This is a genomic window from Acidimicrobiales bacterium (assembly GCA_036491125.1).
Lineage (GTDB): Bacteria > Actinomycetota > Acidimicrobiia > Acidimicrobiales > AC-9 > AC-9.
In genome coordinates this window covers 13,861-40,601 of record DASXCO010000119.1, presented here as the reverse complement: position 1 = coordinate 40,601, position 26,741 = coordinate 13,861, and the positions used below count along the sequence as shown (strand labels likewise).

The window sequence follows — 26,741 nt, the reverse complement described above, 5'->3', positions numbered from 1 at the left end:
GTCCTCGTTCCGACGGGCAGCAGCGCCCTCGACGAGGGCCCGATTGCCCTGGGCGAGCCCCGGGGGACCAGCCCCGTCGAGAGGTAGCGTGGGCGAAATGGAGAGTGTTTCCGCCCCCGACCCGCTCCCTGCTGCGTCGGTACCGCCGGGCCCGGGGCCGTCGTGAACCCGCTGGACCAGCGGCAGCGCCAGATCACGCTGGCCGCGGCGGGCTTGGCCGCCGTCGTGGTCCTCGCCATCTGGATTCCCCAGCTCGGTGACCACGTGCGCAAGGGTCAGACGACACCCTTGCTCGCCCTGATCAGCGGGCTCATCCTGGCCGGGCTGCTGGCCAGCTCCCTGCTGGTCAACAAGCGCTACATCGTGGGGCTGGCTGCGCTCTTCCTCGCCTTCATCGGCCCTTGGGGCAACTACCCGCTTCTCGCCATCCCTTACGCCGGGTTGGCCGGGTGGCTCGTGATCACCGCCGGCCGCCAGGCCCGGGACGAGGCGGCCAAGAAGCGAGAAGCAACCGGCGGCGCCCCGGCCACGCCGGCCCGAGGCCGCGGCAGCATCCCGGCCCGGAGCTCGGACTCGTCGGCCGGATCACGGCCCCGAGGCGGCGGCCTTCTGCGCCGGGGCCAGCGCGACGAGACCCCGACCCGGCGCAAACCACCACCTGCATCGAGGCGCTACACGCCGCCCAAGAGCTGAGGTTGGCGAGGGCGCCTGTCACCAACCCGACGCGCGGAACGTCCAAGGTGACATCGAGTGAAGCCGGCCCCGAAGGCCGGTACGAGGCGAAGAGCCGGCCCGGAATGCCGGCACGACCCGAAGAGCCAGGCCGGGCCGTCCACGGTGCAAATCCGGCCCCATGATCGAGGACGGCCCGGGAGGCCGGCCCAGATGTGGACGGCCGGCCCATGGAGGCAGATCGAGACCGGATGCTAGAGAGGTGCCGTGATCGGTGAAGCCCTGCGGGGCAAACGCATTGCTGTGACGGGCGCCACCGGCTTTCTCGGCACTGCGCTGGTGGAGCGGCTGCTCAGAACCATTCCCGACTGCGAGGTCGCCATCCTCGTCCGGCCCGGCCGGCGGGCCACCGCCGCCCACCGGCTGCAGCGGGAGATCCTGCGCAACGACTGCTTCAACCGCCTGCGGGCGGAGCTCGGCGACCGCTTCGACGCCGAGACCTCGCGCCGGCTCCGCGTCATCTCGGGTGACGTCGGGCAGGAGGGCCTGGGCCTCGAACCCGACGAATCGGACGTCCTCGCCGGCTGCGACGTGGTGATCCACTCGGCCGCCACGGTGAGCTTCGACGCACCGCTCGACACCGCCGTCGAGGTCAACCTGCTCGGGCCGTCCCGGCTCGCCGAGACCCTCGGCGAGACGGGACGGCCCGGTCCGCACCTGATCGCCGTCTCCACCGCCTACGTAGCCGGCACCCGCCGGGGCGACGCGCCCGAGGCGCTGCTGACCGAGACCGCCTACGCCACACACGCAGACTGGCGGGCCGAGGTCGCCGCCGCCCGCCGGGCCCGCTCCGACGCCGACGCCGAGAGCCGACAGCCCGAGCGTCTGGCCCACTTCACCAAGGCGGCCAGGGGCGAGCTCGGGGCGGCCGGCGGCCCCCTGCTGGCCGAACGAGCGGAACGCCTCCGCGACGAGTGGGTGAAGGAGCACCTTGTCGCGCTGGGTCGCACCCGGGCCCAGTCTTTGGGCTGGCCCGACGCCTACGCCTACACCAAGGCCCTCGGCGAGCGGGCCCTCCTCGAGAACCGCGGCGACCTTCCGCTCACGATCGTGCGACCGTCGATCATCGAGTCGGCCCTGGCCGAGCCCCATCCCGGATGGATCAGGGGATTCCGCATGGCCGAGCCCGTGATCATCTCGTACGCGCGGGGTCTGCTCGGACAGTTCCCGGGCGTGCCCGAAGGCGTGGTCGACGTCATCCCAGTGGACCTGGTCGTGGCCGCCATCCTTGCCGTGGCCGCCGAGGGTCCGCCGGAGCAGCCCGATGTCTACCAGGTGGCCTCGGGCACGAGGAACCCGCTGCGCTACGACCACCTGGTGAGCCTGGCCGAGTCGTGGTTCACCGAGCACCCCTTGTACGACTCGCGCGGCCAGCCCATCGTGGTGCCCAACTGGTCGTTCCCCGGTAGGGGCAAGGTGCAGCGCCAGCTCAGCCGGGCCGGCAAGGGGCTGGAGGCGGCCGAGCGGCTCATGGGCGCCCTGCCGCTCCGGGGCCGCCGCGCCGAGCTGGCCTCACATCTGGAGGAGCGGCGACAGCAGGCCGAGCGGGCGCTCAGCTACGTGGAGCTGTACGGGTCGTACGCCGAGACCGAAGCCCGCTTCCGGGTCGACCGGTTGCTGTCGCTGTGGGAGCGGACCGACGACGCCGATCGGCGAGCCCTCTGCTTCGACCCCGCCGTCATCGACTGGGCCCACTATCTCCACGAGGTGCACCTGCCGTCGGTGGTCACCCAGGCCCGAGTCCGCACCACTCCGGGGCCACGGGTCGGGCCGACGCGCGCCGAGCGCGGACTCCGAGCCGTCCTCGCACCGGAGCGTCATCTCGCCGCCTTCGACCTCGAGAACACCCTCGTCGCCTCCAACGTGGTCGAGTCCTACGCCTGGCTGGCAACCCGCCACCTCAACGAGGGCGACCGGCTGCGCTTCACCCTCCGCACGCTGCGCGAGGTGCCTGGCATGCTGGCGCTCGACCGTCGCGACCGGGGCGACTTCCTACGCGCCTTCTACCGTCACTACGACGAGGCCCCGGCGGAGCAGGTGCGCGCCGACGCGTGGGAGATGTTCAGCGCCCTCATCCTGGCCAAGTCGTTCCCGGACGGTATCCGGCGGGTCCGCGACCACCGCAGTCGGGGCCACCGGACGCTGCTGATCACGGGAGCCATCGACCTCGTCGTGGAGCCGTTGCGCCCGCTATTCGACGACATCGTCTGCGCCCGCCTGGCCGAGCGCGACGGTCGCATGATCGGCGAGCTCGTCGAGCCGCCACCGACCGGCGAAGCCCGCGCCATGGTCATGGCCGACTACGCCGAGACCGAGGGCCTCTCCCTCTCCGAGTCCGTCGCCTACGCCGACTCGAGCAGCGACCTGCCCATGCTGGAGGCGGTGGGCCACCCCGTCGCCGTCAACCCCGAGGCCAAACTGGCGACCATCGCCCGCAAGCGCGGCTGGCACGTCGAGAACTGGACCAGGTCACCCGGCGCTCCCCGGCACCTGCTTCCTTTCGCCCCCCGCCCGGCGACGCCGAGCGAGGTGTCATGAAGGCGCTCCTGTTCGAGCGGAGCATCCCCCGCTACGCGGCGGCTCGAGTTGTCTCGTCGCTCGGCTCCGGTCGGGGCGTGACCGTGGCTCCCCTGCGGCTGACCGACATCGACCCACCCGACCTTCCCGGCCCCGGCTGGACCCGGGTGCGGCCCCGCCTGGCCGGGATCTGCGGCTCCGACCTCACGACTCTGGACGGCAAGAGCTCGCGCTACTTCGAGCCCATCGTCAGCCTCCCCTTCGTCCCCGGGCACGAGGTGGTCGGCGACGTGGAGGGCGCTGACCGCGCGCTGACCGGCCGCGTCGTCATCGAGCCCGTGCTGGGCTGCCGGGCCCGGGGGGTCGACCCTCCCTGCCCGGCGTGCGCCGTCGGCGACACAGGTGGCTGCGAGCGGGTCGCCTTCGGCCACCTCAAGGCCGGGCTCCAGACCGGCTACTGCGCCGACACCGGTGGCGGCTGGTCCGACGGCCTCGTCGCCCACACCAGCCAGCTCCATCCCGTCCCCGACCGGCTGAGCGACGAAGCCGCCGTCATGGTGGAGCCGGCGGCCTGTGCAGTCCACGCCGCCCTCTCCGCCGGCGTGACGGAGGGATCCACCGTCGTCGTGCTCGGCGCCGGGACACTCGGCCTGTGCACCATCGCCGCTCTCCGCCAGCTGACCCTCCCCGGCACGCTGTTGGCGGGTGCCAAGCATCCGGCCCAGCGACAGCTGGCCTCGGCGCTCGGTGCCGACCTGGTCGTCGATCCCGGCGAGGTCCCCCGGGCCGTTCGCCGGCTCACCCGCTCGCTCGCCGCCGGCGCCCAGCTGACGGGCGGTGCCGACGTCGTGCTCGACTGCGTGGGCAGCGCCGATTCGATCGAGCACGCTCTCTCCGTCGTCCGACCCCGAGGTCGGGTCATCCTGGTGGGCATGCCCGGCGCGACCCGCATCGACCTGACGCCCCTGTGGCACCGGGAGATCAGCCTGACCGGCGCCTACGCGTACGGTCGGGAGTCGACAGGCGGTAACGGGTCTCGCCCGCGCACGTTCGAGCTCGCCTTCGAGCTCGTCGACCACGCCGGCCTGGACCGCCTGGTGTCCGCCCACTACCCGCTCGAGCGATTCCAGGACGCCGTGGAGCACGCAGGGTCCGCCGGCCGGCGGGGTGCCACGAAGGTCGTGTTCGACCTGCGCGAGCAAGCTCGCTGGCGCAAGACAGGAGTGACCGGATGAGTCCCCGCCCCGGCTTCGTGCTCGAGGTCGATCGCTCGACGCCGCCGACGCTGATGTGGCACGGCGAGGGCTTCCGTCTCGAGCGCCTGCCCGTCGGCTCGCGGGTGGTCTACCCGCCGGAGGCCCACCGGCCCCTCGAGGACCCCGACGCCGCCATCCGCCACGCCCTGCGCAACCCGCTCGGCGACAGCAAGCCCCTGCCCGCCCTGCTACGTGCCGGCATGCGTCTCACCATCGCCTTCGACGACATCTCGCTCCCCCTGCCGCCGATGCGCAGCCCCGACATCCGCCAGCGGGTGATCGAGGCGGTGCTCGACATGGCCGCCGAGGCCGGCGTCGACGACGTGGTGCTGGTCGCCGCGCTCGCCCTCCACCGGCGGATGACCGAGCCCGAGCTGCGACACATCCTCGGCGACCGTGTGTACGACGGCTTCGCTCCCCACGGGCTGCTCACCCAGCACGACGCCGAGGACCCCGACGGCATGCTCCACCTCGGGCTGACCGACGCCGGCGAGGACGTGGAGATCAACCGGCGTGCGGCCACCAGCGACCTCGTTGTCTACGTCAACATCGACCTGGTTCCCATGGACGGCGGCCACAAGAGCGTCGCCACCGGCTTGGCCGGCTACCGAAGCCTTCGCCATCACCACAACGTTCGCACCATGCAGCACAGCCGCTCGTTCATGGACCAGCACCGGTCCGAGCTCCACTCCTCCAACTGGCGCATGGGTCGGCACATCGCCGCCAGCGGGGTGAACGTGTTCCAGATCGAGACCACGCTCAACAACGACACGTTTCCCGATCAGTTCCGGTTCCTCCAGCGTCGGGAGTGGGAGTGGTCGGTGCGCGACAGGGCCGGCTTCCTGGCCGTGTCCAAGTCGTTGGAGCGCACGCCCGAGCGTCTGGCGCGCTCCATATTCCAGTCCATCCGGGCTCCGCACGCGATGACCAGCGTCCAGGCCGGCGAGGTCGAGGCGGTGCACACCCAGGCCGCTGAGCACCTGAAGGTCCAGCAGAGCGTGGAGGTGGCCGGGCAGACCGACGTGCTCACGATGGGCCTTCCCTACCTGTGCCCCTACAACGTGAACTCGGTGATGAACCCCGTCCTCGTGATGTGCCTGGGCCTCGGCTACCTGTTCAACATGTACCGAGGCAAGCCCCTGGTCCGTCCCGGCGGCGCGCTCATCATGAGCCACCCGACGCCGTGGGCCTTCGACCCGGTCCACCACCCCAGCTACATCGACTTCTTCGAGCAGGTCCTGCCCGAGACGACCGACCCGCTCGATATCGAGGCCAAGTACGAGGAGGCGTTCGCCACCGACCCCTGGTACATCCACCTCTACCGCACCGGTCACGCCTACCACGGCGTGCACCCCTTCTACATGTGGTATTGGGGTGCCCACGCCCTCCAGCACCTGGGCGCCGTGATCGTGGTGGGCGGTGACCGGCGGGCGGTCAGGCGCCTCGGCTTCAAGCCCGCCTCGGGCCTCGGCGATGCACTGGAGATGGCGGAGGACGTCGTCGGCCCCGACCCGTCGATCACGCACCTGCACGCCCCGCCGCTGCTGATGGCGAACGTGAGCTGAGTCGCCTCGTGCCCGTCGTCCCTCGACCGTCGTTCCCGTGGGCCGCACCGACGTGGCCCGACGGAGTGGAGCTGCCGCCCCGCGACCGCTCGGTGGGCGTCGACTACGACACCGCCTGGTCGCGCCGCTACGGCGTTCGGGTGGCCCGGGCAGCCCTGCTCGACTGGCTGGCGCGGCCCCTGGTCCAGGCGCTGGCTTCACCGCGCGTCGACGGCCTCGACCGCATCGAGCACCTCGACGGCCCCGCCATCTTCGCCGCTAACCACGCCAGCCACGTCGACCTGCCTCTGGTGCTGTCGATCCTCCCGGCGCGGTTCCGCCACCGGACGCTCGTCGGAGCGGGCGCCGACTATTTCTTCGACACCCGGTGGAAGGCCGCCCTCTGGTCGTTCACCATCGCCGCCATCCCCATCGAGCGCCAGCGCGTCAACCGGCGCTCCGCCGAAGAAGCGGGCCAGTTGCTGCGTCGAGGCTGGAGCATGGTGATCTTCCCCGAAGGGGGGCGCACTCCCGACGGCTGGGCGCGCCCCTTCCGACCAGCGTCGGCCGGCTACCTGGCGACGCGCTCGGGGCTGCCCGTGGTTCCCATCTATCTCGAGGGCACCCGCCGGATCCTCGCCCGGGGCAGCGGGACGCTGCGACCCGGCTCGACGCGGGTCTGCGTCGGACGTCCGCTGCGCCCCGAGCCCGACGAGGACGCCCGACGATTCTCTGGCCGCATCGAGGCCGCGGTGGCCGCGCTGGCCGACGAGACGGCCACCGACTGGTGGTCGGCCCGGCGTCGTGCCGCGGCCGGCCGGACACCCAGCCTCGGCGGTCCCGCCATCGGCGCCTGGCGGCGGGCCTGGGCGCTGAACGGTGATCGCCCGGTTGCGGTCGACCGGACCTCCCGGCGCTGGCCGCTACGCTCCAGTCGCTAGCCCGGAGGGGCGCAACGTGCGCTGAGAACGCGTCGCGTGCGGTATCTTGAGGTGCCCAGCTCCGGGTTGAATCCGCAGCGCTGCGGCTACCTGCCGGTCAGGCGGGTACGTGGGCAATGGCGCCTCGAGCACGGCTTGCTCACCTATTCGGATCTATCTGACGTTGCGAGGTACCCAAGTGCGCCCTGAGCGAGACGCGTGTGGCATTGGTTTCGTGGCCGACCGGGAGGGTCGAGCGTCACGCGACATCGTCGAGACGGCCCTTTCGGCGCTCGCGTGCATGACCCACCGCGGCGCCGTCGCCGCCGACGCCCTCACCGCCGACGGATCGGGTGTGCTCCTCGGCATCCCCACCGCCATCTTCGGCGAGGGCCCCGGCGGAGTGCCCCACGGGGTCGCCAGCCTCTTCGTCCGTGGTGACGATCCCCGCCCAGCCGTCGAGGCGGCGGCCGCCCAGGAGGGCATCGAGGTCGTCGGCTGGCGCACGCCCCCGACCGACGAGGAGCACATCGGCGGACTGGCCCAGGGCAGCCGCCCCGAGTTCCTCCAGGCGATCCTCGAGGCTCCGCAACCGGACGAGCGCGCCGCCTACCGGTTGCGTCGGCGCATCCAGGGAACGACCAGCGGTACGTACGTGGCCAGCTCCTCGTTCCACACCGTGGCCTACAAGGGCCTGGTGGCCGCACCCCTGCTGTCGCGCTACTACCTCGATCTGTCCGACGAGCGCTTCGCCTCATCGCTCGTCGTGTTCCACCAGCGGTTCTCGACCAACACCCTGCCCACCTGGGAGCGGGCCCAGCCCTTCCGCACGCTCTGTCACAACGGCGAGATCAACGCCATCGCCGGCAACCAGAACCGCATGCGGGCGCGCGCCAAGCTCGGCACCGAGGAAGCCGACCTCGGCCCCGAAGAGCTCTTCCGACCCCTGCTCGACGAGACCGAGCCCGACTCCGGGCGGATCGACTCGGCCGTGGAGGTGCTCGTGCGGGGCGGACGCGACATCCGCCACGCCATCGCCATGCTCGTGCCCGAGGCGTGGGAAGGCGAGCGCGACCTCGACGCAGCGGTGCTCGGCTTCTACCGCTACCACGCCTGCCTCGTCGAGCCCTGGGACGGGCCGGCCGGGCTCATCTTCACCGACGGAGCGGGCGTGGGCGCCGCCCTCGACCGCAACGGTCTTCGCCCCTTGCGCTACACGATCTGCGAGGACGGGATGGTCGCCTGCTGCTCAGAGGCGGGCGCGGTGGACCTGACCGGACGAGGCGAGGTGCGGCGTGGACGTCTGGGGCCGGGCCAGATGATCTTCGTGGATCCGGGACGAGGCGTGTTCCTCGACGCCGAATGCAAGGACCGGCTGGCCGCCAAAGCTCCCTACGCCCGCTGGGCCGCCGACGGTCTTGTCCAGCTCGCGCCCGGGCGGCCCGTCGAGGACACGCCGCCGGCGGAGGAGCTGGAGCGTCGTCAGCTCGCCCACGGCTACACGGTCGAGGAGATGCGCATGGTGATCAAGCCCATGGCGGCTGACGCCAAGGAGCCGGTCTTCTCGATGGGCGACGACACCCCTCTTCCCAACTGGGCCGGCCGTCCCCGACCCATCCACCACTTCCTGAAGCAGCGCTTCGCCCAGGTGACCAACCCGGCCATCGACCACCTCCGCGAGCGGCTGGTCATGAGCCTCCGCACCCTGATCGGGCCCCGCTCGGCGCTGCTGTCGGAGCGACCCGAGGCCGCGCATCTGCTCGAGCTGCCCTCGTTCTTCGTGACACCCTCGACCCTGGCGCAGCTTCGGGGGCAGGCCGCGGCTCCGTTCCGCCCGACCGTGCTCGACGCCACCTTTCCGATCGCTGCCGGCGCCGCCGGCCTGCAGGAGGCCGTGGAGCGCCTGCAAGACGAGGCCGCCCGACTGGTCGCCGGCGGCAGCGGCCTGCTCGTGATCACCCAGGACGGCGTCTCCGCGGAGCGGGCCCCCATCCCGTCGCTGCTCGCCACCGGTGCCATCCACCACCGGCTCGTGTCCGAGGGCCGGCGTGCGGCCACAAGTCTGGTCGTGGTGGCCGACGACGCCCGCGACACTCACAATGTGGCCTGCCTCCTCGGCTACGGCGCCGACGCCATCTGCCCCCGTCTCGCCCTCCAGAGCGTGGCCGCCGACGCCGACGCCTCGGATGAGGGCGGCGCGGTGAGCGCTGCCGCCCAGGAGAACTATCAGGGCGCAGTCGAAGACGGGGTCCTGAAGATCATGTCCAAGATGGGCATCTCGACCGTGGACTCCTACCGTGGCGCCCAGATCTTCGAGATCGTCGGGCTCGGTGCGGAGGTCGTGCAGACGTGCTTCGCGGGGACGCCCTCCCCCGTCGGTGGCCTCGGCTGGCGGGAGCTGGGTGAGGACGTGCTCGCCCGGCACGCCGAGTCCGGCCTCGCCGACGCCGCCGGCGACGGCGCCGCAAGCGACGCTGACGGCGCGCCGGCGCGCCAGGCCGGCGACGGCGACCGGGCCGCCAAGCTCCAGGCGGCGAGGGAGGCCAAGGCGGCGCGCCAGGCCAATGGTGACGGTGACGGCGACGGGGAATCGAAGGAGGCGAGGGCCGAGCGCCTGGCAGCCAGAGCCAAGGCGGCGCGAGAAGCCAAGGCGGCGCGCCAGACCGAAGGTACGCAGACCGCCCGGATCCCGCCCAGAGCCGAGCGCGCCAGCGCCACCGACAACGGTGACGACGACGGCGACGAAGAGGGCGAGCGCCCGCGGCGCGGCGGCCGGTCCAAGCTCGGCAACCCGGGCTACTACCGGGATCTCAAGCGGGGCGGCGAGTACCACGCCCACAACAAGGACGTCGTCGACGCGCTCAATGGAATGACCACCGCCCACCTGCTCCAGCAGGCCATCCGGGGCGATCGCGAGGACATCTACGTCAAGTTCGCCGAGCTCGTGAACGGCCGGCCGCCGACCGAGCTTCGGGATCTGCTCGAGCTGATTCCCATCGGCCCCGCCGTTCCGATCGACGAGGTGGAACCGGCCGCCGAGATCGCCAAGCGCTTCTCGACGGGCGCCATGTCCCACGGGTCGCTCTCGGCCGAGGCCCACGAGACCTTGGCCGAGGCCATGAACCTCATCGGGGGGCGGTCGAACTGTGGTGAGGGAGGCGAGGATCCCTTCCGGTTCCTCACCCGCGGTCAGCCCTCGGGCGACAAGAACAGCCGCATCAAGCAGATCGCGTCGGGCCGCTTCGGCGTCACACCCCAGTACTGCGCCTACGCCGACGAGCTCCAGATCAAGATCGCCCAGGGGTCCAAGCCGGGCGAGGGCGGACAGCTCCCCGGCCACAAGGTCTCCGAGGAGATCGCCCGACTGCGTCACACCCAGCCGGGTGTCTCGCTCATCTCGCCCCCGCCGCACCACGACATCTACTCGATCGAGGACCTGGCCCAGCTCATCTTCGACCTGAAGCAGGTGAACCGCCACGCCCATGTGTCGGTGAAGCTCGTCGCCTGCGACGGGGTGGGTACGGTCGCCGCCGGTGTGGTGAAGGCGCTGGCCGACGTGGTGCAGGTGAGCGGCTGCAACGGCGGCACGGGCGCCTCTCCCCTCTCCTCGATCAAGCACGCCGGCATGCCCTGGGAGACGGGACTGGCCGAGACTCAGACCGTGCTCATCGAGAACGGCCTCCGGGACCGCGTCCGCCTACGGGTCGACGGCGGGTTCATGACGGGTCGCGACGTGCTGATCGCCGCCCTGCTCGGCGCCGACGAATACTCGTTCGGCACTGCCGCCATGCTGGCCGAGGGCTGCATCATGCTGCGCGCCTGCCACCGCGACACCTGCAGCACGGGCATCGCCACCCAGCGCTCCAACCTGCGGGCCAAGTTCGCCGGCACCCCGGAGGGCGTTGCCGCCTACCTGCTCTTCGTGGCCGGCGAAGCTCGCACCCTGATGGCCTCGATCGGCCTGCGCAGCTTCGACGAGGCGATCGGCCGGGTGGAGTGCCTGCGCCAGCGGGCGACCGACGACGAGCGCATCGACACCGTCGACCTGGGCCCGCTCCTCGTCCCCCCCGGCGACAGTGCGGCCCCCCGCCGCTTCATAGCCAGCGTCCCGATCCAGCGTCCGCGGTCCCAGCTCGGCGATCGCCTGGAGGCCGACGCCTTCCGGACAGTGTGGGAAGGTCGGGACATCGAGCTGTCGTACCCGATCGCCAACGGCGACCGGGCCGTCGGGGCGTCGCTCGGGGGAACGATCGCCCTCGAGTGGGGCGGGCGGGCGCCGCTCGGCACTGCCGTTGCCCGTTTCGAGGGAGCCGCGGGACAGAGCTTCGGCGCCTTCCTCACCCACGGCATCGAGCTCGAGCTGGTGGGCGAGGCCAACGACTACGTGGGCAAGGCCATGGGCGGAGGACGGATCGTCATCCGCCCGCCGGGCAACGACGCCGGGGACCCGGTGCTCGCCGGGAACACCTGCCTCTACGGCGCGACCGACGGCTGGCTGTTCATCGCCGGCTCGGCGGGTGAGCGCTTCGCCGTGCGCAACTCCGGTGCCACGGCCGTGGTGGAGGGGGCCGGCGACCACGCCTGCGAGTACATGACGGGTGGGACGGTCGTCATCCTCGGCCCCGTGGGCTACAACCTCGGCGCGGGGATGACCGGTGGCGCCGCCTACGTCTGGGATCCGCGCGCCCTGCTCCCCGCCCGGCTCAACACCGCGCTGGTCGCCATCGGGCGCCCCGACTCCCAGCACGTCGACCAGCTCCGGTGGCTGGTCGAGCGCCACCACGAGCTCACCGGCTCTACCCGTGCCGGCGCGCTGCTCGGCAGGTGGAACGAGTTCATCGACGAGGTCTGGCTCGTGGCCCCGGTCGACCGCATCGCCGGCATCACCACCCAGCAGGCGGGGCGGGTCGTCGCCAGCGCCTGACCGGGCCAACGGGTCTTTCGGGTTTCTGCCACCCAGACGCCGTGCAGTCAACGGGAGTAGCCGACCCCCGCTGTCAGTGATTGGGCGCGGAGCTCCGGCGGTGGAGGGCCACTTTCGACCGAAGGTGGAACACGACGAGGGCCGATGGAGCGCTGCCCGCTCCTGCCGCTGGCCCCAGGGTCAGCGGGCGGGGGCCTCCGCTTGGCGACCGGCGGGCGTGGCCCGGGCGATCTCTTCGGCGGTGGGCTCCCGGGGCACCCGGGCCTCCGGAGGGAGCAGGTCGACGATGGCGGCCATGATGCGCTCGGTGTCGGCCTCGGGGTCGGTCAGCTCGAGGCGGACCGGTCGGCCCACCCGTGTGCGCACCGAGGGCGGGTGCACGACGTTGGTCAGATTGGGTATCCGCGACGAGCGAGGCCACACGGCCTCGGTTCCCCAGAGGCCGATGGGGATGACGGGAGCGCCCGTCATGGCGGCCAGGCGGGCGGCTCCGGTCCTGCCCTTGAGCACGGGATCGAAGAAGTCCCGGCCCCGCGGGATCGTCCCCTGGGGCTGGATGGCCACCAGGTCGCCGGCCTCCAGCGCATGCGCCGCCTCGCGCAGCGGCTCGTCCGAGCCGCTCCCCCGCTCGACCCGTATCCCGCCCATGGCGCTGGCCATGGGGCCGATCACCGGCGCGTCGAAGACCTCCTTCTTGCCCAGGTAGCGAAGCGAGCGCCCGCTCTTCAACACGGTGAGGCCGAGCGCCAGAACGTCGAAATAGCTCCGGTGATTGGCCACCAGCACCGCCGGACCACGTTTGGGAATGTGAGTCAGGCCGCCGATGTCGAGCCGGACGAAGGGCAGCAACTGGGGCTGCACCAGCATTCGCGCCAGATCGAGGGGCTCCATGCCCATGAATTTGGGCACTCCCGGAGGCACGTCGAGATGGAGCACGGGCCAGCGCTGGAGCAGGGCGAGCGGCAGCAGGCGGAGGTCGGGGTTCACCGCGTGGGGGTGGCCGACCGCCGACAGCAGCGGAAGGTCGTACACGCTGTCGGAGTAGGCGAAGCTCTCGTCGAGGGAGACGCCGGCGTTGCTCGCCCAGCGACTCACGGCACTGAGCTTGCCCCGAGCCCACACGAAGCCCTCTACCAGGCGGCCGTTGTACACGCCGTCGTCCTCGGCGTAGCGGGTCGCCACCACGTCGTCGAAGCCGAGGCGCTCGGCCAGGGGCGCGATGAGGTCGTACGGGGTAGTGGTGGCCATGACCAGTGGGTGCCCGGCGCGCCGATGATCGGCCAGCAACGGCCGGGCGTACGGGCTGACGAGGGCCTCCAGCCGATCGGCGGCCGCCTTGCCCGCCTGGCGGACGACCTCAACCGGCCAGCCGCGGGCCATCAGCACCGCGCTCCTCGTCAGGGCCATCGACGGCAGCGTCTCGCCCATGAGGTTGTAGATGCCGAACAGCAGCGCCTCGCCCGGCAGGCGGCGGCCGCCGGTCAGGCCCGCCTCGGCGACCGCCTGGTTGATCGCTGGTCCGCTCGGACCCTTGAGGAGCGTGCGATCCAGGTCGAAGAAGGCGGCTCCGGGGCTCATCGCGCTCACGCTACTCCCGCGTCATCCCCCAGACGCGGCGAAGGGACCGGCCGGGGGGGTAGCCGGTCCCTTCACTCAGATCCCAGAGGTGCCGGGAGGGGGGAATCGCGGCCCTCTGTGGTCTGGCGACCATTATCGACGCCGCGCTGCCATCTGTCCAACAGTTATTGACGATATGTGTCATCATTTGAAGCGATGGATCTTCGACAGCTGAACACCCTGCTGGCGGTCGCCGACCAGGGCAGCTTCACGGCCGCGGCCGACGCCCTCAGCACCGTCCAGTCCAACGTGTCGGCCCACATCGCCCGGTTGGAGCGCGAGGTCGGCGCCGTCCTGGTGGACCGCTCGACCGGCGACCTCACCGAGGAGGGCGAGGCGGTCGCCGCCCGGGCCCGACGCGTCGGTGTCGAGCTCGAGGCGGTCCTCGGTGACCTGGCCGCGCTCCGCGACGAGGTCGCCGGCACCGTCCGCATCGGCATGGTCGGGACCACCGCTCGCTGGCTCGCTCCCCACCTCCTCCAGACGGCGGCGGCGCGACACCCCAAGCTCCACCTTGTCGTGGTGGATGGCATCTCCACATCACTGGAGCCCCAGCTGGCCACCGGTCAGCTGGACCTGGCCGTCGTCAACCCTCCGGCCCCGACCGCCGACCTCACCTTCACCCCGCTGTTCGAAGAGGACCTGGTGCTCGTCGTCCGGGCCGACGATCCCCTGGCCAAGCGGGGACCTCTGGACCTGGCCGAGCTCGCCGGGCTCGAGCTCCTGCTGCCGTTGCCGGGGACGTCGTTTCGTGACGAGCTGGACCAGGCCGTCCGACCACGGGGGATCACCCTCACCCCGCGGGCTGAGCTCGACGGGGTACGGCTGATCGCCTCGCTCACCTTCGACGGCCACGGACCGGCCATCCTCCCAGCCACCGCGGTGCCCGAGTACCTCCGGCGCCAGTGGCGGCTCGTCCAGGTACGGGGGATCCCCCGACGCCGAATCGGCGTGGCCCAGCGATCTCGGGGCCTGCCGTCGGCCCCGGCGCGGGCACTGCTGTCGATCCTGCACGACGTGGTGACGGACCAGGCCACCACCCCTGACGAGCTGCACGTGGTGCCCGAGTTGCTCGCCGGACGGTTAGGGTTGGCCCCTCGACCCGCCCGCCCCGCCGGTGGGTCCGATCCGGGAAGAGGGGTGACGGGCGTGGAGGGGGGCAGCAGGGTATCCGCCTCCAGGCGGACGCGATGACGCGACCTGCTCGAGCCGAGCGCCCGCAGGTGGTTGCCCGTCGTCTGGGCTTCCTGCTCGCTGCCAGCCAATCGGTGGCCGCCCGTCTCGACGAGGACGACGCCCTGGCCGCTCTGGCCCGCATCGCCGTCACCGCCATGGCGGACCTGTGCATCATCGACCTGCGTGAGCCCGACGGTCGGCTGCGGCGGGCGGCCGTGGCCCACGCCGATCGAGACATCGAGGCGCAGGTACGCGAGGCCTTGTACCGCTGGCCGCCCGATGCCGCGGGCGAGCACCCGGCGGCCGAGGCGCTGCGCACGGGCGAGACGCAACAGGCGGCGGACCTGGCTGCCGGGTTGCCCGACGCGATCGCCACCGACCCCGACGCCGCGGGACTGCTTCGCCGGTTGGGACTCTGCTCGTCCCTGGCGGTGCCGCTGACGACTCGGGGTCGCACCCTCGGCACCGTCCTGCTCCTGTCCACGGCGACCGGTCTGGGCTTCGGCCCCGACGACGTGGACGTCGCCGAGGACCTCGCCCGGCTCGCCGCCCTGGCCGTCGACAACGCCCGCCTGGTCGCCGCCGAGCGCGCCGCCCGAGAGACAGCCGAGGCGGCCCGAGCTCGGGTCGCTCTCCTGGCCGAGGCCACGAGCCTGCTCACCGAGACGCTCCAGCCCATCACCGCGCTCGAGCGCCTAGCCGCACTGATGGTGCCGGGGTTGGCCGACTGGTGCCGGGTCGACCTGCTGGACGAGACGGTGGGTGTTCGGCGGGCGGCCATGGCCCATGTCGACCCGGCCGCCGAGGCGGCCGTTCTGGCGGTCGAAGAGGGCGTGCCCGTCGATCCGTCGAGCGACGCCCCCATGGCCCAGGTCCTGCGAACCGGGAGCCCGCTGCTGCTCGACGAGGCCACTGACGACGTGCTCGTGGCCAGTGCCCGCACGCTGGACCAGCTCGCCGTCTACCGGTCGCTCGGTCTTCGCTCCCTGCTCGTCGTGCCGCTCCAGGCTCGCGGCGAGGTCCTGGGCACCCTCACGCTGGGCTCGGCGGGCTCCGAACGCCACTTCGACGAGGACGACCTGGCGCTGGCGCGCGACCTGGGCAGGCGGGCGGGGTTGGCCGTCGACAACGCCCGCCTCTACCAGCGCGAGCACCGCACCGCAGCGGTGCTCCAGCAGGCCCTGCTGCCCAAACAGCTCGCCGCCGTCCCGGGCCTGGCCCTGGCGGCCCGCTACCTGCCGGCCACCACGGGGGCCGAGGTCGGCGGGGATTGGTACGACGTCCTCCCCCTCGCCGACGGGCGCGTCGGGCTCGTCATCGGCGACGTGGTAGGCCACGACATCGAGGCGGCCAGTGTCATGGGGACCCTGCGCCACGTTCTCCGCGCCTACGCCTGGCCCGGCGGCGGCCCCGCGTCCGTGATCCGCCGGGTCGACGAGCTCGCCCGCGGACCCGAGTCAGATGCCCTCGCCACGCTTGTCTACGCCCTCTACGATCCCGCCCGGCACCAATTGGCCTGGAGCAGCGCCGGCCATCCTCCCCCGTTGCTCGTGCGACCGGACGGACGGGCCGAGTACCTGCTCGGCGCCAACTCGACCCTCGTCGGGGTGGGACCGGATGTCGATCGCACCGAACGAACGGCGACCCTCGACGTCGGCACGACGCTGGTCCTCTACACCGACGGTCTGGTGGAGACCCGCGTGGACTCGCTGACCAACGGTCTGGACCGTCTCGCCGCCCTCGCCCAGCGACAGGCATCCGCGTCGCCCGACGACCTGGTCGACCTGCTCCTGACCGATGTCGAGGCGGCAGAGCAGCGCAAGGACGACATCGCCATCCTGGTGGCGAGGGTGGTCGGCTGATGGCGTGCGGCAGCCCGCGGGCCGGTCAGCTTGGAACGTGGAGTCGGCGGGTAGATGGCCGACATCGAGCTGACCACCACACTTCCGCACGACCCGTCCAGCGCCGCCGAGGCGCGGCGGTTCCTGCACGGCTTCCTCGCCGATTCGGGCGAGTCCGGCCTCGATGAGGTGGCGGCGCTGCTTGTCAGCGAGCTCGTCACCAACTCCGTGGTGCACACCCGCTCGGCCCCGGAGGTCACCGTCCGCCTCGACGAGGGGCGGCTGAGGGTGGAGGTGGCCGACGAGAGCCCGACACCGCCCGTCCGCCACCGCTACAGCCCGCGAGCCGCCACGGGCCGGGGCATGATCCTCGTCGGTGAGCTGGCGGCAGCGTGGGGCTCGGAGCCCGCCGATACGGGCAAGATCGTGTGGTTCGAGCTGGACACCGGATCTCCGACCGCACGGGTCGAGCCGGGCCGTCGTCGCCTTCGCAAGGCCCAACGAGGCCAGCCGGTGACGCTCTGGACCCGTCGCTAGGGCGACGACGAGAGCCAGCGGTTCGTACGTGGTGATCGGGGCGCTGCCCGTCGCTCCACCGTGGGGCCCCGAGAGGCGGGATGTCCCCCTCGAGGTCGTCGTGGTGCACCGCGACCAGCCCGCGGCATGTGTCCGGACGGTGCTGGCCCTGCATCGTCAGGGGCTACCGGTGCACGTGACAGTCGTGGACAACGGCTCCGCCGCGGCGGGACAGTCGGCGCTCCAGGCCCTGGCCCGGCGGCTTTCCACCGTGGAGGTGGTGACGCTCGGGCGCAACACGGGGTTCGGGCCCGCGGCCAACGTCGGCCTCCGGCGGTGGCTGGAGCGCGGCGAGGGCGAGTGGGTCGCGGTGGTGCCGCACGACGCCCTGCCCCAGCCGGGCTGTCTGTCCCGCATGTTAGGGGCCGCGTCGTCCCGTCCCGATGCAGGTCTGGTCAGCGCCGAGTTCGGCCGGGCGTACGACTCCAAGCCCGTCATCGACCGGTACATCGGCGCCTATGCGTCGCCCGGCCGTGCCGGCGAGGGCTGGGAGGACGCCGACTTCCCCCACGGCACCCTCCTCGTGGCCAGGCGGGCGGCCCTCACCGAGATCGGCCTGTTCGACGAGCGCTACTTCGCCTACTGCGAGGAAGCCGACCTGGGGGTGCGCGCGACGCGCGCCGGCTGGAAGGTGGGCATCATCTGGGGAGCCGTGGTCGACAACCCCGGGCACGGCAACAGCGAGGTCGTCCGCTACCTGAAGCTCCGCAACACGCTCCTTCTCGTCCGCGAGCACTTCGGTTCCTATCCGGCCGCCATCCGGTGCACGTTCGCCCTACTCACCCTGGCGGCCCGGTCGTGTCGCAGGCGGGCTGAGGCTGGCGACGCCCACCGGCGGGTCGAAGGACGGGCGATCCTCGACTTCGTGCGCGGCCACTTCGGCCCGCCGCCAGCGTCCCTGACATGAGAGTCAGATACGGTGGCGGGTGTGAGCGTTGGGGACGAGCAAATGTGCGACGCACATGTGACCGTCGAGGATGAGTCGGCCACGTCGCCGCCCGCGGCCGCGTCGCCGCCCGTAGCCGCCTACCGGGCCGCTCGGCGCTTCTTCACCGACCCTCGCACGGTCGGGGTCGCCCAGGCCGGTCCCCGGACTGCCGCCTTCATGGCCCGTACCTGGGCCCGCAGCCGCGAGTCCGTCGAGGACCCCGATGCGGTGCCCGCTCGACCGTCGCTCGGCCTCGCCGTCCAGGTCCTGCTGGACGAGCTGCTCATCTCCAGCATGAAGAACCCCCGGCTCCTGCCTCGCCGGGCGGACTACGAGCGCGCCGGCATCGAGGTGGCGCAGGCCTTCGAGCTCTACCGGGAGCGGGGATGGCTCGACAACCCCGAGACCTACCACCGAGCGCCGGCCCCGCCAGAAGGGTGGTCGACGCGCGGCGAGCGGGTGCTCGGCCAGCCATACGAGCACCTGAGCTTTCAGAGCGGGTACGAACCCCATCAGGGCGAACCCGGTCGAGGGCGCTGGCTCGAGAAGGACGCCAACCGCACGGCCCACGCCTGGGTGCTGCGCCAGCCTCACGCGGGTCGCCCGTGGGTGGTCTGCGTGCACGGGTTCGGCACGGGCGCCCCCTTCGTCGACCTGCGGGCCTTCCGAGCCCGACGACTGCACGGCGAGCTCGGGTTGAACGTGGTGGTGCCGGTGCTCCCCCTGCACGGCCCGCGGCAGGACACAGGGATCGCCAGCGGCGACGGCTTCATGTCGATCGACCTGGTGGACACCGTCCATGCCCTGGCCCAGTCGGCGTGGGACGTCCGGTCGCTGATCGGCTGGGCCAGGGTCGTCGGCGGCGACGCACCGGTCGGCCTCTGGGGCCTGTCGCTCGGCGGCTACGTGGCATCCCTCGTGGCGGCGCTGGAGGACGGCCTGGCCTGTGCCATCGCGGGCATCCCGGCCACTGACATCCTCGACCTCTACCACCGCCACAGCCCGATCGCAGTGCGCAGGCGGGCGCTCGAGCACGGCGCCCTGGGACCCGACGCGACCGCGGTACAGAGCGTGGTCTCGCCGCTCGTGCTCACGCCGAAGCTGCCGCGCGAGCGACGGTACGTCTTCGCCGGGCTGGGTGACCGCATGTCCACCTCAGGCCAGGCGCTGCGCCTGTGGGAACACTGGGACCGGCCCAGCGTGGCCTGGTATCCCGGGGGCCACGTCGGCTTCTGGTGGGTCGGAAGCGTCAACCGGTTCGTGACCGAAGCGCTGATCTCGTCCGGGCTCTCCGCCGGACCGGCCGACGGCCACCGCCCCCCGGCAGACGTCGCCACGAAATAGATCGCCGTCATGCCGGGCAAGCGCGACGCGGCCTGCACTAGCCCCTGGTGCCCAGCGCCTCCTCGGCCAGCAGGAACTTCTGCACCTTGCCGTCGGCGGTCATCGGGAGCATGGGCCGGATGCAGATGTGGTCGGGCACCTTGTACGCGGCCAGGTGCTCCCGACAGTGGGCGAAGACCTCCCCCGTCGTGCACGTCGATCCCGCAGCGGGGGTGACGAAGGCCCATACCTGCTCGCCCGACGGGCCATCGGGAACGCCAACGACGGCGCTCTGTTCGATCGCCGGCAGACGTGCGAGCACGCGCTCGACATCGTCGGGGTAGACGTTCTGGCTGCCGCGGACGATCATGTCGATCTTGCGGCCGACGATCCGCACGTTGCCCAGGCGGTCCATGGTGGCCAGATCACCGGTGCAGAACCACCGCTCCTCGTCGCCCTGTTCGGTGGACGCGCTGGCGGGCGCCGGGCCGAGGTAGCCGGACATGGCGCTCGGCACCTTGCAGCGCAGCTCGCCGATGTCGCCGTCGGCCACGCGAACACCGTCGTCTCCGACGACCTCGACCTGGGAGCCTGGAAAGGGCCGCCCGACCGTGCCCGTCTGCACTGCGACCGGGTCCTCCAGCCTGCTCACCAGCACACCCCCACCGAGCTCGGTCGAGCCGTAGCCGATTCCGACGCCGCACCCGAACCGCTCTCGCACCCGCTGCGCGAGTTGCGGCGAGACCGGACCACCGCCGAGGCCCACGACCAGCAGCGAGGACGGGTCGAGGGACCCGATGGACCGCACGGCCAGCATCAGCTCGGCCATGGATGGCGTGGCCGCCAGGATGTTGACCCGCTCGCCCTGCACCAGCTCCAGCGCCACCCTGGGGTGGAACGAGCGCATCGTCACCAGGCGGTGCCCGCCGAGGAGCGCGCCCAGGACGACCTGATGACCGGACACCGAGCTGAAGGCGATCGGTGTCATCCACATCTGCTGGCCTCGGGCCCGGAAGGCCCGGCGGCCGTGCCGGCGCAGGATCGTGGCGACCCGGCGGGCGCGCTCGCCGGCAGTCCCGTCGAAGAAGCTGGCGTGCAGTCGATGCAGGGCCATGGTCGAGGCGATGACGGTTCGGTGGGTGTGACCGACCAGCTTCGGGCGCCCGGTCGTCCCCGACGTGCAGAAGGCCACCGCCAGGTCACCGGCGCCGGCTGTTGCCGGCTCGGGCAGCTCGTCTCCCGCCCATCCCGAGAACCCGGCCTCCCCGACGGCGAGCGTCCGGTCGCGGCCGACCAGCGCCACGGCCACCGACTCCAGCGATCGTTCTGTCGCCGCCGCCCGCTGGTCGCCGTCGACCACGACGGTTTCGACCCCGGCGGTAGCCACCATCTCGGCGAGCTCGCCGGGCGTCGACCGCAGGTCCAGGTGGACAACCACCGCGCCCAGACGCCAGACCCCGAAGACCGTCTGCACGGACGCGGCACCGTTCGGCACCAGCAGGGCAACCCGGTCTCCTGCCCGGACACCCCTGCCAGCGAGCGCCTGCGCCAGACGGTCGGCACCCGTGCGGATCTCCCGGAGGTCCTGACGTTGCTCGCCGCACACCAGGGCGACGCCACCAGGGCTGACGTCGATGGCGGCGTCGAGGGCCTGGGTCAGGTTCATCCCGGCCCGCAGAGGGGACCCTGTCGACTTGATCGGGCTCATCGGGCTCATCGGGCTCATCCGTCTCGCCGGCCGAGCCGGACCCGCAGCTGGCTCGGCGAGCGCACGACCTGGCCGGTCATCACGGGGGGATTGCCCGCCAGCGCCATGTCCGGATAGCGAGCGAGGAGCGCCGACACCGCGGCACGAAGCACGGCCCGACCGAGATGGCTGCCGACGCAGTGGTGGGGCCCGTGACCGAAGGCGAAGTGGTCCGTCGGCGACCGGCCGAGGTCGAACTGCCCGGGCTCCGTGTAGCGAGCACCGTCGCGATTGGCCGATCCGATGTGGGCGAGCACCAGCGCTCCCGCCGGGAGCGGCGAGCCGCGCAACTCGGTGTCGGCGGCCACCGTCCGACAGGTCCACTGCATGGGTGCCTCCCAGCGCAGGCCTTCCTCGATCGCCACGGACAGAAGACCGGGATCGGCCCGCAGTCGGCTCAGTTGGTCCGGATGAAGAAGCAAGGCGCAGAGAATGTTGCTCAGTGCAGGGCCGGTCGTCTCTGTTCCCGCCCAGACCAGCAGGGTCAGCAGCGAGACCACTTCGCCGTCGTTCAGCGGCGCTCCGTCGATCTCGGCGTTCACGACCTCGCTGATGAGATCGGCGCCCGGACGGCGACGCCGGTCGGCGATGGCCTCCCCCAGCAGGCCGCGCAGGGCGCGTGCCGCCCGGACGGCGGGGATGGGCCGGTCCATGAACCCGGCGATGGCGGCCGACAGCTCGCCCAGCGAGCCCGCCACCTCGGGCGGCAACGCCATCATCCGCGCCAGGGAGTCGACCGGTAGACGGCCGCAGACCGCCGTCGCCAGGTCGACCGCGTCGCGGTCGGCCAGATCGTCCAGCAGCTCGTCGAGGACGGGAAGGACCGCCCTGGCCATCAGGCCGGGCACCCGGCCGGGGCCGAGCATCCCCGCCACCAGCCTGCGGTAGGGCCGACGTGCCTCGGAGTCGAGGCTGATCATCGTCTGCCGGCCGAGCACGGCACCGTACCGATCGCGCACCACGTCGAGGGTGAACATGGCCTGGTCCCGCAGCACCCGGGCGACGTCGTCGTGCCGGTAGACGGCGTACATCCCGACAGGGCGGCCGTCAGGAAGCGACGCGAGATGCTGGACCGGGTCTCGCCGCCGCCGATCGGCGAGCTCGCCGTGGTAGTCGTCCTCGGTCACGACGTCGAAGCGGAACCAATCGCGCGAGGAGCGCTCGCTCGTCGACGATCGAGCCGTCGTCACGGCGAGCTGTTACTCAAGAGTCCCGCACCTATCCGGGCCCGCACGCCGCCCTGCGGTAGGTCTGGTAGACGTCACCCAGCGTCTCCCAGTCCGGGACATCGTCGTCCGCCAGCTCCACGCCGAGCTCCTCGACGACCAGCAGGATCTCCAGGGTGCGCAGCGAGTCGAGCCCGAGGTCCGCCAGGAGGGACGTCTCGCTGCCGAGCGTCCGGTCCCAGTCGAGCTCGTCAGCCAGGTGGCGGTAGAACTCGAGCTCGACGACGGCCTGTTCGGTTGCCCTCGTCGTCATCGGTCGTCGCCTCCCTCGTAGCCGCCCGACGCCCGGCGGGCCAGGAGCCTGGCGATGGCACCGCGTTCCCAGTCCGTCCGGTACACCGCAGCGATGTGCAGGTCCCAGTACCGACCCTGGTAGAACTCGTGGTCCCGAAGGCATCCTTCCTCTCGGAACACCCGCTCGACGCCGCTCGCCACGGCGCCCCACGTGAATGCCAGAGACTCGGCGTAGAGCTTGCGGAAGCTCCAAGTGGCGAAGAGATAGGTGATGAAGAGTGCTCCGGCCTCGACACCCCACCCACGCCCCATGGCGGGAGGGCTCATCAGCACGGCCACGTGGGCGAAGCCGCTCTTCAGGTCGGCGGAGTGGGCGACCACGAAGCCCACCGGCTCCCCGGTGGCCACGTCGCAGACCATGAACTGCACGAGGATGCCCGCCCACAGCTCGCGGAGGAACACGTCGTAGGCGGGCACGGCGCCTCGGTAGCGCCAGCGGAAACCGATCTCGGGGGACACAGCCATGCTGTAGAGGAAGCCGTAGTCCTCTGGGTAGACCGGCCGCAACATCACCCGCCTGCCCGCCATGGGAGGCGGCTCGGGCATGACGTCGGCGGCGCGGCGCTCCCCCGAGCCGTCGGCCGCGGCGTGCGGTCGATTTCCCGCCGCGGAGCCGACGAAGCGCTCGTCCACATCCCGCGTCATCGCTCGCGACTCCGCATCTCCTCGCGGAGGAGCACCGACCCCTCGCGCTCGTCCACGACGGCGACGGTCCGCGTGCGGATGAACGGGTCGAGCGGGATGCCGAACACCACGGTCGCCTGCGCCCCGCCGTAGCGGCCCGGGAAGGTGGCGAACTCCCAACACCCCTCCCGCCAGATCTCGGACGCCTCGTCGGCGCGCACGTAGCCCGAGACGCGGCGCCAGAGCGCGGTCTGCGGCAGCCACCGCGTCTCCCGGGAGGGGGGTCCCTCGGCCTTGGCGCAGTCCTCGCCGATCCGCCACCGCTCGATGGTCCACTGCGAGCGCCGGATCCACCCGACTGCGGCGCGCGCCAACCCCTGACGCTCGGGGGACACGACCACCAGCGCGATCAGCTCGACGGCCACGAGCGCCCAGACTCCCGGTCCCGCGCCCGCCGTGGTCCACCCGCCGCCGCTCACCAGGGCCAGCAGGCAACAGCCGAGGAGCAGGCCGGTCCGCAGCAATGACTGCCACCACGGCGCCGCGCTGCTGAGCCGTCCAAAGCAGCCGCAGGGTGACCCCGGACGAGCCCGATGACCAACGGCGATGTAGACCAATCCGGCGCCGAGGAGCACGGCGGCGGCGGCGATCGGCCACCGCCGGCCGGGCAGGGCGAGCATGCACCCGCCTACACCGAGCTCCGTCAGGGTGACCACCCTCCAGGCCCGTCTCGATCGATGCGCGGACCCGGCCAAGGTGGTCAGGGCCGACGACCGAACCAGCTCCCTCAGGGCCCCGGCGGGAAGCTTGGCCAGTCCGGCCACCACCAGGACGAGCCCGATGACCAGTCCTTGGACGCTGGCCAGCGACCCCGCCGTTGTCATCGCCCGCCTCCCGGCCCGCTCAGGCGCCCACGGTCGTCGGGAAGCATCCCTGCGTGGGTGGGTAGAAGCGGGCGAAGGTGGGCTTGGTGAGGTCCACCACCACACCAGTGCCCGAGCAACCGGGGATGCTGCAGGTGTTGCCACAGAGGCCGACGTTCTGCGCCGGACCGCAGTCGGAGACCTGGAGGGTCGACTCGCCCTGACCACACGGCGTGATCGTGAACGAGGAGCCGCAGGACAGGAACGTCTGGTTCTTGCAGCCCGAGGAGCAGCTACAGCAGGTGCTGCCACAGAACCCGCAGCCGGCATCCAGGGCGGGCCACGCCGCCTGGTTGTTCTTCGAGGTGTTGCAGGTGCCGCAACGACCGGCGCCGTTCGGACAGTCGAACCAGGTGGCGTAGCCCTTGAAGCTCGGATCACCCTGAGCAGCCGGCGCCGCTGATGGAGCCGCGGCCTGGACGGCGGCCAGCCGGGGATCGCTGTACAGCAGGGTGCTCGCCATGATGCGCTGCCCGGTGCGAAGGCCGATGACATCGACATGGGTACCCGGCACCATCGCCGGGCGGCTGCCGTGCAACTGTCCCGACATGTGGTCACCGCTGCCGTACCGGGTGGTGTCGCCCACCCCGATAACGACGTCTCTTGGCGCAGCGTCGTGCACGTCTCCGGCCTTGATCACATAGCCCGACCCCGTGGCCTGGCTCACCGTGCCGTGCGCGCGCGTGAGGTTGGCCCAGCCCCGCCCGATGGTCCAGTCCGGCGCCAGCCTGATGAGCAGTGCGTCGCCCGTCCGGATCTCGTCCATCGCCACGTCGCCGCCGCGCCAGAACGTCGAGGCCCGGGTGGCGGTCAGCCGATGGACTCTGTCGGCGACCGACAAGTCGATGTGACCGGGCAATACCTCCGCGACGGTGCCCTCGAAGGTCGTGTAGGTATCGGGAGCGATTCCCCCGGCAGTGGGCAGCGGCATGTGCTGCTTTTCGAGATAATCCCTCACCGGAGCGGGGAGCACGACCGCCGCCATGCCCAGGGCAGCGCCCATCATGAATTCCCGCCGGGAGACGGATGACCGCCCTGCACCCACTGGCCATCTTCGGTCCGGCACGGAGATCCCCCCCTCGGCCATTTGACGAGCCAACAGCCGTCGTCAGCCAGCCACACTACCGTCTCCGCCTCCCGAACTGGTGGTTGTCCGTCGCGCCGCGTAGAGCGCGCACCGCCTCCGTGCGGGATTAGCTCCGCTCGACCGTTCGTCGCTTGTGCCGGGGGTGACGAGGATCATCGGGCGGGACGAAATCCCGCTTGCCGGTCCCATCCACCAAGGCCCAACCCTCGTTGGTCTTGAGCGCATGATGGAACCGGCAGAACCGATCCATGAGATCGAAGGCGGTGAAGTGGGTCCTGGCCCAGTCCTCGCGATGGTCGTTCTCGAGGTGTATCTGCTCGACACAACCCGACGCGGCGCAGGACGGATACAGCCACTGCAAGGCGCTGCGCTGGTGCGCGTTCGGACGTCGGCCCAGATGGGCCACTCCCACCACTTCGGTGCCCTTGGTCAAGATGGCCACCACGAAGGGGTTGGCCATCTCCAGCAATTCGCGGACCACCGACATGGCGACCGGGCCGTAGCCGGCCAGCTCGCAGGTCTCACCCTCACGGGGCGCGCCGGCCAGGAACGCATCCCAGTCCACGCGAAAGAACATCGTGGCGGGCGCACCCCGTTGCCGACGCCGCTTGTCGGGCGTGTCCGACCTCAGCGCGGCCCTCGGGGGCTCGGCGCTGGAGGCCTCCATGGCCAGCGTCACCAGGGCGTCGAAGGCGTACGCGTCGGGGCCCTCCCGTCGTCCCGCCCGGCGAGCCCGATGGAAGGCCTGGTCGGTGATGGGGGCGAGGGCAGCCATGATCTGGGCCCCGTCCTCCGGGTTGCCCTGGGCCCGCAGCTGCCACACCCCATCGGTATCGGTCCAGGCCCGCAGGCTGCGACGGGTCCGGATGTCGCGACGTCGGGCCTCGAGGTCGACGGCGGCGGATCTGACCCGGCTGACCTCCTGGCGCAGCTCGTCCAGCGATCCCGCGGCGGCCACCTCGACCAGGTGCTGCCCGGCACTGGGATCGGCCGCCGTGCCCTGGCATATCAGCGACACCTGCGGCGCGGACAGCCCACCCCGGCGGGCGGCGTCGGCTACGGCCGGCTGCTGACCCATGGCCTCGCCGGTCTGGAGGACCTCACGGGCCGCACCCAGAGTGGTCCCCGTCGCTCGGGCCAGCTCGTGGGCGGCGGAGCGGGAGCCCCGTCGGCGGGCGTCGCCACTGCAGCGGGCCACCCGGGCCGCGGCCAAGGCTTTGATGGTCGACGCCGTCGACTCGATCGCCACCGCATGGGCCAACGCCCTGCGAGCGTCATCCACCGACAGCCGGTCGGCGTCGAAGCCGGCTGCATATCTCCCTGTCGCTTCCCGCAATCCGCCCAGCGCCTGGCACATGCTCGCGCTCCATCATCCTCGTCCACTGCCGAGGCCGGCGACCGAGGAGCCGGCAAGTCCGTCGGGGACTCGTGATCCCAAACGTGTGTTCGACGCTACCACCAGCCTGTATCAGCGCGAAGCGCGGGA

General features: G+C 71.8%; 19 protein-coding genes. 11 read left to right on the top strand and 8 right to left on the bottom strand.

All coding sequences use genetic code 11. From position 1 onward, the window contains the following. Nucleotides 1-162 precede the first annotated feature (162 nt). The 6 genes from VGF64_10245 to VGF64_10220 all read left to right on the top strand — a co-directional run bounded on the left by VGF64_10245 (nt 163) and on the right by VGF64_10220 (nt 11,893). Entirely contained in the window at nt 163-693 is a 531-nt protein-coding gene (locus VGF64_10245; protein HEY1635129.1) for a hypothetical protein, read from the top strand. Nucleotides 694-939: 246 nt separating this feature from the next. Next, complete coding sequence (locus VGF64_10240; protein ID HEY1635128.1) at nt 940-3,270, top strand: HAD-IB family hydrolase; 2,331 nt, start codon at nt 940-942, stop codon at nt 3,268-3,270. Beyond that, nucleotides 3,267-4,484 (top strand): zinc-binding dehydrogenase, encoded by a 1,218-nt coding sequence (locus VGF64_10235; GenBank protein HEY1635127.1) that lies wholly within the window; start codon nt 3,267-3,269, stop codon nt 4,482-4,484. Before VGF64_10240 ends, VGF64_10235 begins: the two co-directional genes overlap by 4 nt. Continuing rightward, nucleotides 4,481-6,070, top strand: coding sequence for a lactate racemase domain-containing protein (locus VGF64_10230; GenBank protein ID HEY1635126.1), 1,590 nt, complete (start codon nt 4,481-4,483; stop codon nt 6,068-6,070). Before VGF64_10235 ends, VGF64_10230 begins: the two co-directional genes overlap by 4 nt. A gap of 8 nt (nt 6,071-6,078) precedes the next feature. Next, nucleotides 6,079-6,990: a lysophospholipid acyltransferase family protein gene (locus VGF64_10225; GenBank protein ID HEY1635125.1), complete on the top strand. Its 912-nt coding sequence runs from the start codon at nt 6,079-6,081 to the stop codon at nt 6,988-6,990. Between the two features lie 109 nt (nt 6,991-7,099). Beyond that, complete coding sequence (locus tag VGF64_10220; protein HEY1635124.1) at nt 7,100-11,893, top strand: glutamate synthase-related protein; 4,794 nt, start codon at nt 7,100-7,102, stop codon at nt 11,891-11,893. 180 nt (nt 11,894-12,073) lie between these two features. Here VGF64_10220 and VGF64_10215 read toward each other — a convergent pair whose 3' ends face one another. Next, nucleotides 12,074-13,471: an HAD-IB family hydrolase gene (locus VGF64_10215; GenBank protein ID HEY1635123.1), complete on the bottom strand. Its 1,398-nt coding sequence runs from the start codon at nt 13,469-13,471 to the stop codon at nt 12,074-12,076. A 195-nt stretch (nt 13,472-13,666) separates the two neighbouring features. On the opposite strand from VGF64_10215, the gene VGF64_10210 reads away from it, so the two are divergent. From VGF64_10210 to VGF64_10190, 5 genes are read left to right on the top strand one after another with little or no spacing between them, the layout of a single operon-like run. Next, complete coding sequence (locus tag VGF64_10210; GenBank protein ID HEY1635122.1) at nt 13,667-14,704, top strand: LysR family transcriptional regulator; 1,038 nt, start codon at nt 13,667-13,669, stop codon at nt 14,702-14,704. Then, nucleotides 14,701-16,548, top strand: coding sequence for a GAF domain-containing SpoIIE family protein phosphatase (locus VGF64_10205; GenBank protein HEY1635121.1), 1,848 nt, complete (start codon nt 14,701-14,703; stop codon nt 16,546-16,548). The genes VGF64_10210 and VGF64_10205 overlap by 4 nt, the downstream gene beginning before the upstream one ends. A gap of 54 nt (nt 16,549-16,602) precedes the next feature. Continuing rightward, on the top strand, nt 16,603-17,064 hold the full coding sequence (locus VGF64_10200; GenBank protein ID HEY1635120.1) for an ATP-binding protein: 462 nt from the start codon (nt 16,603-16,605) through the stop codon (nt 17,062-17,064). A gap of 31 nt (nt 17,065-17,095) precedes the next feature. After that, nucleotides 17,096-18,010 carry a glycosyltransferase gene (locus tag VGF64_10195; GenBank protein HEY1635119.1) on the top strand — a complete coding sequence of 305 codons (915 nt, stop codon included), beginning with the start codon at nt 17,096-17,098 and terminating at the stop codon, nt 18,008-18,010. A gap of 21 nt (nt 18,011-18,031) precedes the next feature. Beyond that, on the top strand, nt 18,032-19,375 hold the full coding sequence (locus VGF64_10190; GenBank protein ID HEY1635118.1) for an alpha/beta hydrolase: 1,344 nt from the start codon (nt 18,032-18,034) through the stop codon (nt 19,373-19,375). Nucleotides 19,376-19,412: 37 nt separating this feature from the next. Here VGF64_10190 and VGF64_10185 read toward each other — a convergent pair whose 3' ends face one another. The 7 genes from VGF64_10185 to VGF64_10155 form a co-directional block, all read right to left on the bottom strand. Further along, a complete protein-coding gene (locus VGF64_10185) occupies nt 19,413-21,062 on the bottom strand; it encodes a class I adenylate-forming enzyme family protein (protein ID HEY1635117.1) in 1,650 nt (549 codons plus the stop codon). Nucleotides 21,063-21,076: 14 nt separating this feature from the next. Then, nucleotides 21,077-22,291 (bottom strand): cytochrome P450, encoded by a 1,215-nt coding sequence (locus tag VGF64_10180; protein HEY1635116.1) that lies wholly within the window; start codon nt 22,289-22,291, stop codon nt 21,077-21,079. A gap of 28 nt (nt 22,292-22,319) precedes the next feature. After that, nucleotides 22,320-22,580, bottom strand: a complete 261-nt coding sequence (locus VGF64_10175; GenBank protein HEY1635115.1) for an acyl carrier protein — start codon at nt 22,578-22,580, stop codon at nt 22,320-22,322. After that, nucleotides 22,577-23,266 (bottom strand): GNAT family protein, encoded by a 690-nt coding sequence (locus VGF64_10170; protein HEY1635114.1) that lies wholly within the window; start codon nt 23,264-23,266, stop codon nt 22,577-22,579. The genes VGF64_10175 and VGF64_10170 overlap by 4 nt, the downstream gene beginning before the upstream one ends. Then, nucleotides 23,263-24,129, bottom strand: coding sequence for a MauE/DoxX family redox-associated membrane protein (locus VGF64_10165; protein HEY1635113.1), 867 nt, complete (start codon nt 24,127-24,129; stop codon nt 23,263-23,265). The genes VGF64_10170 and VGF64_10165 overlap by 4 nt, the downstream gene beginning before the upstream one ends. Before the next feature lie 19 nt (nt 24,130-24,148). Then, on the bottom strand, nt 24,149-25,171 hold the full coding sequence (locus tag VGF64_10160) for a hypothetical protein (GenBank protein HEY1635112.1): 1,023 nt from the start codon (nt 25,169-25,171) through the stop codon (nt 24,149-24,151). A gap of 190 nt (nt 25,172-25,361) precedes the next feature. Then, entirely contained in the window at nt 25,362-26,612 is a 1,251-nt protein-coding gene (locus tag VGF64_10155) for a hypothetical protein (protein ID HEY1635111.1), read from the bottom strand. Nucleotides 26,613-26,741: the final 129 nt, after the last annotated feature.

Coding starts and splice junctions, on each gene's coding strand:
- VGF64_10165 (HEY1635113.1), bottom strand. CDS start 24,129: ATGACAACGGCGGGGTCGCTGGCCAGCGTCCAAGGACTGGTCATCGGG.
- VGF64_10170 (HEY1635114.1), bottom strand. CDS start 23,266: ATGACGCGGGATGTGGACGAGCGCTTCGTCGGCTCCGCGGCGGGAAAT.
- VGF64_10185 (HEY1635117.1), bottom strand. CDS start 21,062: ATGAGCCCGATCAAGTCGACAGGGTCCCCTCTGCGGGCCGGGATGAAC.
- VGF64_10155 (HEY1635111.1), bottom strand. CDS start 26,612: ATGTGCCAGGCGCTGGGCGGATTGCGGGAAGCGACAGGGAGATATGCA.
- VGF64_10210 (HEY1635122.1), top strand. CDS start 13,667: ATGGATCTTCGACAGCTGAACACCCTGCTGGCGGTCGCCGACCAGGGC.
- VGF64_10200 (HEY1635120.1), top strand. CDS start 16,603: ATGGCCGACATCGAGCTGACCACCACACTTCCGCACGACCCGTCCAGC.
- VGF64_10160 (HEY1635112.1), bottom strand. CDS start 25,171: ATGGGCGCTGCCCTGGGCATGGCGGCGGTCGTGCTCCCCGCTCCGGTG.
- VGF64_10175 (HEY1635115.1), bottom strand. CDS start 22,580: ATGACGACGAGGGCAACCGAACAGGCCGTCGTCGAGCTCGAGTTCTAC.
- VGF64_10215 (HEY1635123.1), bottom strand. CDS start 13,471: ATGAGCCCCGGAGCCGCCTTCTTCGACCTGGATCGCACGCTCCTCAAG.
- VGF64_10230 (HEY1635126.1), top strand. CDS start 4,481: ATGAGTCCCCGCCCCGGCTTCGTGCTCGAGGTCGATCGCTCGACGCCG.
- VGF64_10205 (HEY1635121.1), top strand. CDS start 14,701: ATGACGCGACCTGCTCGAGCCGAGCGCCCGCAGGTGGTTGCCCGTCGT.
- VGF64_10235 (HEY1635127.1), top strand. CDS start 3,267: ATGAAGGCGCTCCTGTTCGAGCGGAGCATCCCCCGCTACGCGGCGGCT.